7 protein-coding genes are annotated in these 13,509 nt (G+C 45.1%); 4 read left to right on the top strand and 3 right to left on the bottom strand.

Annotated features, from left to right (window positions below; translation table 11 throughout):
• Positions 1 to 127 precede the first annotated feature (127 nt).
• Positions 128 to 1,210 carry a tRNA (uridine(54)-C5)-methyltransferase TrmA gene (gene trmA, locus Q9R21_RS00170; protein WP_311203456.1) on the bottom strand — a complete coding sequence of 361 codons (1,083 nt, stop codon included), beginning with the start codon at positions 1,208 to 1,210 and terminating at the stop codon, positions 128 to 130.
• A gap of 184 nt (positions 1,211 to 1,394) precedes the next feature.
• Positions 1,395 to 5,150, bottom strand: coding sequence for a trifunctional transcriptional regulator/proline dehydrogenase/L-glutamate gamma-semialdehyde dehydrogenase (gene putA, locus Q9R21_RS00165; protein ID WP_311203455.1), 3,756 nt, complete (start codon positions 5,148 to 5,150; stop codon positions 1,395 to 1,397).
• Positions 5,151 to 5,268: 118 nt separating this feature from the next.
• Between putA and Q9R21_RS00160 the strand changes: the two genes are divergently transcribed.
• Positions 5,269 to 5,763, top strand: a complete 495-nt coding sequence (locus Q9R21_RS00160) for an Lrp/AsnC ligand binding domain-containing protein (RefSeq protein WP_004279833.1) — start codon at positions 5,269 to 5,271, stop codon at positions 5,761 to 5,763.
• A gap of 78 nt (positions 5,764 to 5,841) precedes the next feature.
• Here Q9R21_RS00160 and putP read toward each other — a convergent pair whose 3' ends face one another.
• Entirely contained in the window at positions 5,842 to 7,350 is a 1,509-nt protein-coding gene (gene putP, locus Q9R21_RS00155) for a sodium/proline symporter PutP (protein WP_311203454.1), read from the bottom strand.
• A 421-nt stretch (positions 7,351 to 7,771) separates the two neighbouring features.
• On the opposite strand from putP, the gene Q9R21_RS00150 reads away from it, so the two are divergent.
• The 3 genes from Q9R21_RS00150 (at position 7,772) to mfd (ending at position 13,291) form a co-directional block, all read left to right on the top strand.
• A complete protein-coding gene (locus Q9R21_RS00150) occupies positions 7,772 to 9,214 on the top strand; it encodes an aspartate ammonia-lyase (RefSeq protein ID WP_311203666.1) in 1,443 nt (480 codons plus the stop codon).
• 129 nt (positions 9,215 to 9,343) lie between these two features.
• Positions 9,344 to 9,709, top strand: coding sequence for a hypothetical protein (locus Q9R21_RS00145; protein WP_311203453.1), 366 nt, complete (start codon positions 9,344 to 9,346; stop codon positions 9,707 to 9,709).
• A 123-nt stretch (positions 9,710 to 9,832) separates the two neighbouring features.
• Entirely contained in the window at positions 9,833 to 13,291 is a 3,459-nt protein-coding gene (mfd, locus tag Q9R21_RS00140; protein ID WP_311203452.1) for a transcription-repair coupling factor, read from the top strand.
• The last annotated feature ends 218 nt before the right edge of the window (positions 13,292 to 13,509 follow it).

Raw genomic sequence — 13,509 nt, 5'->3', positions numbered from 1 at the left:
AAAGGTCTAACGATATTTCTTGCTGTACAAGTCAATATTTATTATTAAATACATGATTTATAGTATAAAAAATGGAGCTTCAAAAAGCTCCATTTTTGTAACAATATAATAAATTGAAACAAATTCTTTATACTTTTTCCAACAATACACCCGTTTCAACATGATGTGTATACGGGAACTGGTCAAACATGGCGAACTTGCTGATTCTATGCGTTTGAGACAACTGTTTCAGATTGTCATATAAGGTATCTGGATTACAAGAAATGTAAATAATACGCTGGAAACGCTGTAACAGTTTCAGCGTTTCATCATCAATACCAGCACGCGGTGGATCGACAAATACCGTATCAAAATCATAAGTCGAAATGTCAATTTGTGCTTCCTGCAAACGACGGAAAACACGTTCGCCATTATAGGCTTGAGTGAATTCTTCGGCAGACAGACGCGCAACCTGAATATTTTCAATCTGGTTCTGCTCAATATTCCACTCAGCTGCATAAACTGAAGATTTGGCTAATTCAGTGGCCAAAACACGGCGGAATTTGGTCGAAAGCGGCAGGGTAAAGTTCCCATTGCCACAGTAGAGTTCCAGCAAATCTTTATCTGATTGTTCCGCTGCATCACATGCCCATTCCAGCATTTTTTGACAAACTTGTGCATTGGGCTGGGTGAAGCTGCTTTCGATCTGCTTATATTTATAGTGACGATCAAAAACAGACAGTTCTTCCACCACATATTCATCAGTCAGGACGAATTTCTGGCCACGGCTTCGGCCAATCAGTTTAATATTCAGTTTTTCCGCCAGTGCTTTTGCTGCAGGTTCCCAGCTTTCATCCAGCTTGCGGTGATAAATCAGGGATACCAGAACCTGACCACTTAACGTCGCCAGAAAATGGACTTCAAATAAACGATGACCCAGATTGGCATCTGCCTTGAATGCTGCCAGTAGTTGCGGCATCAAGTTATTAATACTGCGGTCTGCAATTGGAAACTCATCAATACGAATCACTTTTTTATTGTTGTTTTCGTCACGTTCGAACATGGCATAAAACAGATCATCTTCAGTATGCCAGATCCGGAATTCAGCACGCATGCGGAAATATTTTTCAGGAGACTGGAATACTTCTAAAGCAGGTGGTTGATATTCGGCAAACTGAGCGCTGATGCGTTCAATTTTGGCTTCAAGTTGTTGCTGATAAGATGAAGTCATATGCAGTAAGAAATCGCAAATATTTTAAAGCGCAAATGGTAGCAAAAAATTGCCGATCTGCCTAAGCCTATTGTAGTCAAGCCGCTTTAAAAGCTGCATAAAAAAGACCAAACCTTCTGAGGAGAGAGGTTTGGCCATAAAGAGGAAAGATTTAAGCTAAAAATGCTGAGATGATTGGACTGATTTAGAGATTATCCATCGTCATCAAGCTGGCATTGCCGCCTGCCGCCGCCGTATTGATACTGATCGCGCGTTCAATCACAAATCGCTCGACCGGAATATCATAGTTGCCCGAACTTAAATGGGTGATACCAATAATTGCACCTTTTCGGCCTGCAATGCGTTTTTGCAAATCAATCAGTTCAGAAGAATCACCATGATGCATGACGGCATCAAACGCGCCTGTTTCAATATCCCGGACCACTTTAAATTGCTTGCTGATCGCGGCTGGCATGGTTGGTAAATATTTCAGAATAAAAGTATTGTCAGCTAGGAATGCAGGACGACTGCCGACCGATAAAATTGCCAGAATTTGCTGAATCTGGTCTTGCTCCGTGTGTGCCAAAGATAGAAGACTTTCTCGTGGCAAGATTAGGTACTGATTTTCCTCACCGGTTGGACCTTGCAGGCTAAAGCTTTGACCAGTCGCAATTTGCATAGGTGCTTTTAAAGATAAAGTTGGGAAAGTTTTAGCTACCCAGACTTTAAACTCCTGAACAAGTTTATTTTCAACAAGTGCTGGACCCGCTTGAACTGCATAAGGCTGCGCCAGTTTTTTCTCGGATACTTGATGCATTAAACGGTAGATATACAACGGGCCACCTGCTTTCGGGCCGGTGCCAGACAGACCTTCGCCACCAAAGGGCTGGACGCCCACGACCGCACCAACGATATTGCGGTTGATATACAGGTTGCCGACTTCCGCTCGTGCAATCACGGTTTGCATGGTTTCATCAATACGCGTGTGCAAGCCCATGGTCAGGCCATAACCCTTGCTGTTGATCTGATCTAACAACTGTTCCAGTTCGCCATATTTATAGCTGATCAGATGCAGTACCGGGCCAAACACTTCACGTTCCAGATCATCCAGATTTGGCAGTTCAATCAGGGTTGGTGCAATGAATGTTCCTGGAGTTAATTCAGTCTGGTCCTGATTAAACATCAACTGATGAACTGTATGACCTTTGCTGCGCATCTGCTCAATATGCTTTTGGATATTTTGCTGGGCTTCTGCATCAATCACTGGACCAATATCGGTTTTCAGCAAGACCGGATTGCCAACGCGCAACTGTTGCATGGCACCTTTGAGCATGTTGCGAACAGCCTCCAGATTATCCTCTTGCACACAAAGGACACGCAGGGCAGAACAGCGCTGACCGGCACTGTCATAGGCAGAGCTCACAACATCCAACACCACCTGTTCAGTCAATGCAGATGAATCCACAATCATGGCATTTTGACCACCAGTTTCAGCAATCAGGGTGACGCTTTCTCCAAACTGGTTTATTCGTTCTGCCACGGTTTTTTGTAGAATTTGGGCGACCTCGGTGGAACCGGTAAACATGATGCCCTGAATACGTGGATCTGCACTGAGCTGTGCACCAATGGTTTCACCACGGCCCGGCAATAGCTGTAACACATCCTGCGGAATGCCGGCTTCCCATAAAATCTGTACGGCTTGTGCTGCAATGAGCGGTGTTTGTTCAGCCGGTTTGGCAATCACGGTATTGCCAGCGACCAGCGCTGCTGAAATCTGACCGGTAAAAATCGCCAGCGGGAAGTTCCATGGACTGATACATAGTACAGTACCTAAAGGCTGGATCTGTACATTGTCACTGAGATCCAAAACTTGAGCTGCATAGTAACGCAAGAAATCTACCGCCTCACGTACTTCGGCAATCGCATTGGCATAGGTTTTACCTGCTTCGCGAGAAAGAAGAACCATGAGCGGAAGCAAACGCTGTTCCATCAGTTCTGCGGCTTTATTCAGGCAGGCAGCACGCTCATTTTTTGGCAGATTGGCCCAGAAACTTTGTGCATTAACTGCTTGAGTGAGTGCAATTTCGGCCTGTTCAGAAGTTGCTTCATAGACTGTGCCGACCACATCCTGATGGTGTGCTGGATTGATCACTGGAACTGCATGGGGCGTATCCACGCTGCTAAATGCCGTTCCCATAGCAGCTGACTGAAATTGCGTATTTGCCAGACTGGATGCGACTTCATTTAAAATACTGAGTTCAGCATCATTGGCCAAATCGAGTCCTGAAGAGTTCAATCGTGCATCGGTATAAAGATCTTGCGGATAGGGAATCTGGGGATGCTTGGCACCCATCACGCCTTCTTGTTTTGATGCCTTTAAAATGGTTTGCTGTGGATTTTCAATCAAATCTTCAATTTTCAAGGTTTTGTCAGCAATACGATTGACGAAGGAGGTATTGGCACCATTTTCCAGTAAGCGGCGCACCAGATAAGCCAGCAAGGTTTCATGATTGCCGACGGGCGCATAGATCCGGCATGGTACACCGAGTTTATTTTTCGATGGATCGCCCACGACATTTTCATACAGTGGTTCGCCCATGCCATGCAGACATTGGAACTCATATTGGCCGGCATAATACTGCTCAGGTTGTGCCAGCTGATAGATCGTCGCTACCGTTTGTGCATTGTGAGTGGCAAATTGTGGGTAGATATAATCCGGTTCAGCCAACAGCTTACGCGCACAAGCAATATAAGACAGATCCGTATGCACCTTACGAGTAAATACCGGATAATCTGACATTCCATCAATTTGGGCTTTCTTGATTTCGCTGTCCCAATATGCGCCTTTGACCAGACGAATCATCAAGCGTTTCTGGCTGCGCTTCGCCAGATCAATGATGTAATCCACTACATAGAAGCAGCGTTTCTGATAGGCCTGAATCACAAAGCCAATGCCTTTCCAGTCCTGTAATTGTGGTTCAAAACACAGGCGTTCTAACAGTTCAAGTGAAATCTCAAGGCGATCACTTTCTTCAGCATCGATATTTAAACCAATATTGTATTGCTTGGCCAAGACCGCGAGTTTCAGTACTTTTGCATAGAGCCCATCATGCACGCGATCCATTTGCGAACGCTGATAACGGGGGTGCAGCGCAGAGAGTTTGATAGAAATGCCAGGCCCGTCATAAACATCCTTATCCTGCGAAGATTGACCAATGGCATGAATGGCTTGCTGATAATCCTGATAATAACGTTCAGCATCCGGATCGGTCAGTGCTGCTTCACCCAGCATGTCATAGGAATAGCGAAAGCCTTTTTCTTCCAACGGTTCGGCATTTTTCAGGGCTTCATCAATGGTTTCACCCGTGACAAACTGCTCGCCCATCATGCGCATGGCAACATCGACAGCCTTACGGATAATCCCGCGGCCACTGCGTGCCAAAAGACCGGTCAATAAGCTAGACAGGCTTTTTTGCTGTGGGGTTTCCATCAGCTTGCCGGTCAGCATCAGTCCCCAGGCTGCTGCATTCACAAACATCAATTGGCTCTGGCCCAAATGTTCTTTCCAGTTACCTTGATTGATTTTGTCTCGAATCAGTAGGTCACGTGTGGCTTTGTCCGGAATCCGCAGCAAGGCTTCTGCCAGACACATTAGGGCAATGCCTTCCTGAGAGGATAAAGAAAATTCCTGCAATAAGCCTTGGACAATACCGGCTTTCCCAGTGGAACTTTTACGTTCACGTAAGGAATGTGCGAGATCAAAGGCAAGCGCCTGAATCTTGTCACTTATTTCGGAAGAAATTTCACTATGGGCCAATAACTCTTCGACGCAATCCGTTTCGGCACGACGCCATGCCGTATTAATCCGTTCTTCGTATTGGTTTTTATGTTTAAATTCAGCAATATAGTTCGAGTGCTGGGCCGCATCTAAAATGGAATCTGGGCGGAGAGTGGTTGGCATAGTGACTTCCTGTACTGCGTCAATCAGTTCTTTGAGTTGAATGAGTTTTAATCTATAATCACAGAATATTTGACGAATATCTCACTATAGTTTTCGCTTTTTTTAGAGAATAATTCTAATGCCAAGTCCTTATTTGAACCTTGACCGTATAGATATTCGTATACTGGGTTTATTGCAATCCGATGCCAAGCTGTCCAATATCAAATTGGCTGAACTGGTCAATTTGTCACCTACGGCAGCCTTGGCACGTGTACAAAAGCTGACCCGGGAAGGTTTTATTGTGGGCTATGAAGCGCGCCTCAATCCCGTGATGTTGAATAATGGTTTTGTGGTCTTTGTTGAAATTTTACTGGATAAAACCACACCGAATGTTTTAGATGAATTTTCTCATGCAGTTCGGCAGATTCCTGAAATTATCGAATGTCATATGATCAGTGGCGGCTTCGATTTCGTGGTGAAAATCCGTTGTGCCAATATGGATGAGTTTCGGAAAATCTCTGGTCAGATCTTGTGGCAATTGCCCGGAATTAAGGAAACGCGCAGTTATCCGGTGATGGAAGTGATTAAAGAAAGTCAGCAGATCCATCTGAAAATGCCGGGAAAAGCTAAGTAATTCGCAAGTGCCTCATCCGAGAAGATAAAAATATAAAAGGGACGATTAAGTCCCTTTTATATTCAAGTAAAAAGATGATTATTTTTCCATTTCTGCCATTTCTTTTTGATACTCGGCTTTAGCCATTTCAAAACGATGAACCACATCTTCGCTAGGTGCTTTATCCAGCAGGCTAACGATGATAATGCTGAGGATCGCCAGAATAAAGCCCGGAATAATCTCATACAGACCGGTATCGCCCATGTAATTTTTCCAGACAATTACAGCCACGGCACCAACAACCATACCCACAATTGCGCCGTTGAGGGTCATTCGTTTCCAGAAGAGAGACAGGATAATCAGTGGGCCAAATGCAGCACCAAAGCCGGCCCAGGCATAAGCCACTAGACCCAAAACCTTACTGTTCGGATTAATTGCCAGTGAAATCGCAACTAACGCGATCACTAAGACCATGCCGCGACCGACCCAGATCAGTTCTTTTTGTGAAGCATTTTTACGCAGGAAACTCTTATATAAATCTTCGGTCAGGGTGGTTGAGCAGACCAGAAGCTGACAGCTCAAGGTGCTCATAATTGCCGCCAAGATAGCAGCCAGAATGATTCCGGCAATCCATGGATTAAACAGGATTTTGGTCAACTCCATAAATACCGTTTCAGGGTTTTGATTCACCACCGAAGCCAATGCGGGATTGACACTGAAGTAGGCAATACCGATATAACCGGCAGCCACTGCACCGCCTAGGCATAGAATCATCCAGGTCATGCCAATACGGCGTGCAGCAGGAATGGTTTTGACCGAATCTGCTGCCATAAAACGCACCAGAATATGCGGCTGACCAAAATAACCCAAGCCCCAAGCCAGACTGGAAATAATCGCAACGGTGCTTAAACCTTCAAGCATGCTTGAAGCATGTGGGCGAGCCGATTCAAGGATAACACTCACTTGCTGGCTGTTGTCGCCCAGAGCCAAGAAGGTAATGATCGGAGTCAGCAATAAGGCAAAAATCATCAAACCGGCCTGGAATGTATCTGTCCAGCTGATCGCCAAAAAGCCACCAATACAAACATAAAGAATCGTCGCCATCGCACCAATCACAAGCGCTGTGGTGTAATCCCAGCCAAACAGGCTTTCAAACAGTCGTGCACCTGCGACCATGCCTGAGGCACAATAAATCGCAAAAAACACCAGAATCACCAAGGCAGACAAGACCCGTAAAATGCGTTTACGGTCGGAAAATCGGCTGGTGAAATAATCCGGCAAGGTCAGGGCATTGTTCTGATATTCAGTATGGGCACGCAGTCGACCTGCCACCAGTAACCAGTTCAGCCATGCACCGATAATCAAACCGATCGCAATCCATGCTTCTGACAGGCCAGACAGGTAAATGGCTCCCGGAAGACCCATCAATAGCCAGCCACTCATATCCGATGCGCCCGCCGAAAGTGCAGTAACGACACTGCCCAGACTTCGTCCACCTAGAATATATTCGTCAAAATTGGAGGTGGCACGATAAGCATATAAACCGATTGCAATCATGGCGATAATATAAAACATGAAGGTAATCAGGGTGGGGTTTAAATAAGTCATAGGCAGGTCATCCTGTAAATATGGAAATCATCGTCCAAGATGATTTTTTGTACTGAGATCGCAAGGAGGTGATTCAAGCATGGTTTAAAAATTACACTCTGTAACAATTACACAGCTTTTATGTATGCCTATTGTAAATAGAGTGGTAATTCACTGAAATTGAATCAGGAATAACTTGAGTAGATAAAAGGTAATACGACGTCGAATTCAGGGGGAAAGTGGAAATTTTTAATAAATAATTAAAATATTTGAATTTGAGCCAATTGCTTACACAATCTTACAAAACTCACAGCTTTAGCGTATTGGTAATAAATCGTAGCAAATCTAGGTTAAAGTCTTCCTATTAGGCCTGTATTTGTTTGCTCATATTAATGTCACACCAAATACGGTGCATCGCCAAGAGTATTTTTTAGTGGACAATATGCTTCAAATTGAACCGACCCGCCTTGAATGTGATTTATTGGGGGAAAAACAAATCCCGTTGCATAGCTATTATGGGATTCATACCTTACGTGCCATCGAAAATTTTAAGATTTCCGGATTGGCGGTGGGGCAACAAACACATTTTATTCGTGCTTTGGCCCAAGTGAAAAAAGCTTCGGCACAGGCCAATCTACATTTTCAAAAATTGTCCGAGCAGACCAGTACTGCCATTCAGAAAGCTTGTGATGAATTGATTCAGCATCCAGAAGCGTGGCAAGCAGCATTTCCACTTGATCCTTATCAGGGCGGTGCCGGAACCTCCATCAATATGAATACCAATGAGGTGATTGCCAATATTGCCCTAGAAATGTCGGGCCATCAGAAAGGTGATTATCACATTCTGCATCCGAATGATCACGTCAATACCTCGCAATCGACCAATGATGTCTATCCAACGGCTTTGCGTCTGGCGACCTATAGCAGTCTGGATGAATTGTTGAGCGTGCTTAAAGCATTGATTGACAGTATCGACCATAAAGCTGCCGAATTTGAATATGTCATCAAGATGGGACGTACCCAGTTACAAGATGCAGTTCCGATGACAATGGAACAGGAATTCCGGGCATTTGCCACCTTATTAAAAGAAGATCTGAAGCTGATTGGGCAGATGCGACAGTTATTGCTGGAAGTCAATTTAGGCGCCACCGCCATTGGGACTGGGGTCAATACACCGCTGGGCTATGCCAAGCGGGTGGTGGAAATCTTGGCGCATCTGACGGGTTTGCCTTTAAAAGGTGCGGCAGATTATGTCGAGGCGACCAGCGATTGTGGCGTCTTTATTATTTTGTCGAGCAGTTTAAAACGTCTGGCGGTAAAACTGTCCAAAATCTGTAATGATCTGCGCCTGCTCAGTTCGGGACCGCGTACAGGTCTGGCTGAAATTCGTTTACCCGAATTACAGGCAGGTTCTTCGATCATGCCGGCAAAAATCAATCCGGTAATTCCAGAAGTGGTCAATCAGATTGCCTTCCGGGTGATTGGTAATGATTTAACTATTACTATGGCTGCGGAAGCCGGGCAGCTACAATTGAATGTCATGGAACCTGTGATTGCCGTGGCGATGAATGAATCGATTCAACTTCTCACCCAGGGTATGCAAACCCTAAATCAGAAATGTATTGCTGGTATTCAGGCCAATGAACAGATTTGTTTAAGTTCCGTCATGCGCAGTGTCGGGATTGTGACCTTGCTTGAACCGATTCTGGGACATGCCAAGTGCGATGAAATCGGCAAACAATGTATGCGCGAAAATAAAACTGTGCCGCAAGTGGTGTTGGAGCTGGGCTTATTAAGTGCAACGCAATTAGAAGAAATCTTTGCGTTTGAAAATCTGGTGTCTGAAATCCCTTCAGCAGAGAATCAGCTCGAACAGGTTTCTTAACAGAGCCAGAGACCTTAAATCGTCTGTAACATCGAACCGCTGCTATTTTGATAATTTGCCTCAAGTTCAGGATGTGGATTTGAGGCATTTTCATCTAGACTATAAGCTGAATTATATTTGGCTGGGTAAATGGCGATGTTTGATAAAATCAGTGCATTATTTAAAAGTAATAAACCGACTGCTGCACAGCTATATTTAGAAGAGCAGAATATCCAGTATGTAGAAGGGACTGGTTATATCGTCGATGGTATTCAACTCAATCAGGAATTGGGTGCACGATTAGAGTATTTGTCGAATCGCCGTTTAAAACAGTTTGATGATTTAAAAGCGTTATATGACACCGCGATGCTGATCAATGAAAAAATTGATCTGGAAATTGCCCATCAGCGTTTTAATACGACTTTAGGAAATACTGAAGAGAACCTGCTGCAATTTAAAATGATTCTCAAGAAGTTAAATGATTATTATCGTAACTTCCTGCGCGAGAAAAAATAAGCGTTAAAAGTGCCTTGCAATCGAGGTGTATACATGGGGCAAGACTGCATAAAAATAACAAAATATCCGCAGATCATCGTGCTAGTATAAGCCTCAGGTTATTTAGACTTTAAAGCTATATCCATGTTCCAACAAGAAATTTCCCAACTCAATTTACCTCAACTCAAAGCAGGCGAGAAACGCTGGTTAGGCAATCTGCAAGGTTCCTCGACAGCATTGCTGCTCAAAGAAATCGTCGCACAGCAATCGCGCTTGTTTATCGTGATTGCACGCAACAATCAGCATTTGGGTCAATTGGAAAGTGAGCTGGAATTTTACGGGATTAAACCCACGATTTTTCCAGACTGGGAAATTTTGCCTTATGATCGTCTGTCTCCGCATCAGGATATTGTCTCGGAACGTCTGGCGATTTTATCCAATATGCCAAAAACAGGGGTGCTGTTACTTTCAGCTTCAACTTTGGCACAGCGTGTCGCGCCGACTTCATGGATTTTGGGCGAGCATTTTGATATTCATGTCGGACAGAAATTTGATCTGGAACAACAAAAGAAAAAGCTGATTCAGGCCGGTTATCATCTGGTGGATACTGTTTATGATCCTGGTGAATTTGCAGTTCGCGGCAGTATCATGGATATTTATGCCTCGGGGCAGGAAGCGCCGATCCGGATCGACCTGTTTGATGATGAAATTGAAACCCTGAAATTTTTTGACTCCGAAACCCAGCGCACCACACAAAGTCTGCAACAGTTTACGGTCTTGCCAGCACAAGAATTCCCACTCAAGGAAGGCCGTGCGACATTCCGTGACCGTTATGCCGAGTTTTTCCCGACTGCTAATCCAAAGAAAAATCCGATCTATCAGGATGTCATGGATGGGATTGACTCGCCGGGCATCGAGTTCTATTTACCGTTGTTTTTCAGTGCTGAAGCCATGCAAGGTCAAAGTTCGCTAATTTCATACTTACCTAAGAATGGCATTGTCATTACAGATAAGGCTCTGGACGAAAGTCTCAGCCAGTTTTGGCAAGATGTAGTGCGCCGTTATGAAGATCGCCGTCACAATGTCGATCAGCCGATCATGCCGCCAGAAAGTCTGTTTTTTCAGACCAATCAGGTTCTGGAACAGCTGAATCAGTTTGCACGTGTGATTGCGGCCCAAACGCCTTTTGAGCAAAAAGCCGGCGTATTGAATCTTGATACCCAGCTGCCACCGCGCCTGCCCGTCGATCCGAAACGTGAAAAACCGTTTCATGAAGTCAAAAAATATATCGATCAGGCCAATCATCCGGTATTGCTGGTGGCCGAGAGTGCCGGCCGCAGGGAAAGCCTCAAAGATGCTTTGCGACCAAGTCTGGGTGATATTCCAACAGTTGATAATTTCGATAATTTTATTAAATCTCTGTATGCAATTGCCATTACCAATGCGCCTTTAGAGCGTGGTCTGGTATTGACCGATCGTGTCAGCGTAATTTCTGAAAATCAGCTGTATGAACATCGCGTGGTACAGCGCCGTCGCAAACGTCAACAGGAAGTTTCCGAAGAGTTTCTGATCCGAAGTCTAACTGAGCTGACCATGGGCGCGCCTGTGGTACATATCGATTATGGGGTCGGACGTTATGCCGGTCTGGTCACCCTAAGTATTGATGATCAGGATCACGAATTTTTGCAGCTGGATTATGCGGATGCCGCCAAAGTCTACGTGCCGGTGACCAATCTGCACTTAATTAGCCGGTATAGTGGTGGTGATCCGGATCTGGCACCTTTGCATAAACTGGGTACAGATGCGTGGAATAAAGCCAAACGTAAAGCGCTGGAACAGATTCACGATGTCGCGGCCGAATTGCTGCATATTCAGGCACGTCGTGCTTCCAAGCCCGGGATCAGTTTTGAAGTCGATCAAAGCCTGTATATGCAATTTGCTAGTGGCTTTGCGTATGAAGAAACACTGGATCAGGCCAATGCGATTGAAGCGACGTTGCATGACATGCAGCAGGCCAAGCCGATGGATCGTCTGGTGTGTGGTGATGTGGGTTTCGGTAAGACAGAAGTCGCAATGCGTGCCGCATTTGTTGCAGTACAGAATAACCGGCAGGTGGCGATTCTGGTACCGACCACTTTGCTGGCACAGCAGCATTATGATTCATTCAAAGACCGCTTCGCCGACTGGCCAGTCCGGATTGAAGTGCTGTCACGTTTCGGCTCTTCCAAAGCACATACCAAGACCATTGACGACCTGATTGAAGGTAAAGTCGATATTGTGATTGGTACACATAAGATTTTGCAGGAAAATGTTCAGTTTAAGAATCTTGGCTTGATGATTGTCGATGAAGAGCATCGTTTCGGGGTGCGCGACAAGGAACGAATCAAGGCCATGCGTGCCGATGTCGACATGTTGACACTGACTGCAACTCCAATTCCACGGACACTGAATATGGCCTTTAGTGGCATGCGTGATCTGTCGATTATCGCCACACCGCCGGCACGCCGTCTTGCGGTGAAAACCTTTGTGCAGGAACATACCGATGACACCATTAAAGAAGCGATTCTGCGTGAATTGCTGCGCGGTGGTCAGGTTTATTTTTTGCATAATGAAGTTGATACAATCGATCGTGCCGCTGAGCATATCCTTAAATTGGTGCCGGAAGCGCGGGTGATTGTGGCCCACGGGCAGATGCGTGAACGTGAACTGGAGCAGGTGATGCAGCAGTTCTATCACAAGGAATACAATGTTCTGGTATGTTCGACCATTATTGAAACCGGGATTGATGTTCCGAATGCCAATACCATTCTGATTGAACGTGCTGACAAGCTGGGCCTGGCACAATTACATCAGCTACGCGGACGTGTAGGACGCTCACACCATCAGGCTTATGCCTACTTAATGGTGCCGTCTTTAAAAGCCTTAAAAGGTGATGCAGAAAAACGTCTGGATGCCATTCAGCGTGCTTCGACCTTGGGTGCCGGTTTTATGCTGGCAACCGAAGATCTGGAAATTCGCGGCGCAGGTGAGTTACTCGGTGAGCAGCAGAGTGGTTCGATGCAGGCCATTGGTTATAGCCTGTATATGGAAATGCTGGAAAAAGCCACCAAAGCCATTCAAAAAGGCAAAACGCCAAACTTCGATGCACCATTGTCATTGACTGCCGAAATTACCCTGCATATGCCAGCGTTGATTCCAGATGAATATCTGGGTGATGTCCATCAACGTCTGTTGTTCTATAAACGCATCAGTAATACTGATACCCAGGAAAAACTGGATAATATCCGCATGGAGCTAATAGACCGTTTTGGGATACCGCCACAGCCGGTCAAGCAGTTATTTGCTGTACACCAGATTCGCCTGAAAGCCGAGCAGCTCGGCATCACCAAAATTGATATCAGCAGTCAGGGCGGGCATATTGAATTTGCACCGGACACGCCGGTTCAAGCCATGACGATTATTCAGATGATGCAGAAACATCCGACCTATTTCCGTATGGATGGCGGTCAACGTCTGAAAGTCATGGTCATGCTGGAAGATTATCAAAAACGGATTCAGTTTATTCAGGATTTGCTGGACAGTCTACTTAAAGAATTGCACTGATTTTATTCGATTAAATCAGCCTGAAAATTCAGCTGGGATTACATTACAGGATGAAATTTGCAGGAACGACAGGCTTGATTTTTTTGATGAATTGTTTAGAGTGATTGTTGTGATCTGCTTTGCAACAAATCATGAGAATTTGTCTTTAAACACATTGCTTCCAATATTCAGCTTCAGTTGGATATGTTAGTATTAGCCATCATTCTAATTTTGCATCA

The organism is Acinetobacter sp. RG5 (genome assembly GCF_031844265.1).
Classification (GTDB): Bacteria; Pseudomonadota; Gammaproteobacteria; order Pseudomonadales; family Moraxellaceae; genus Acinetobacter.
Note: the sequence above shows the minus strand (reverse complement) of the source record. Positions and strands in the feature narration are given on the sequence as shown.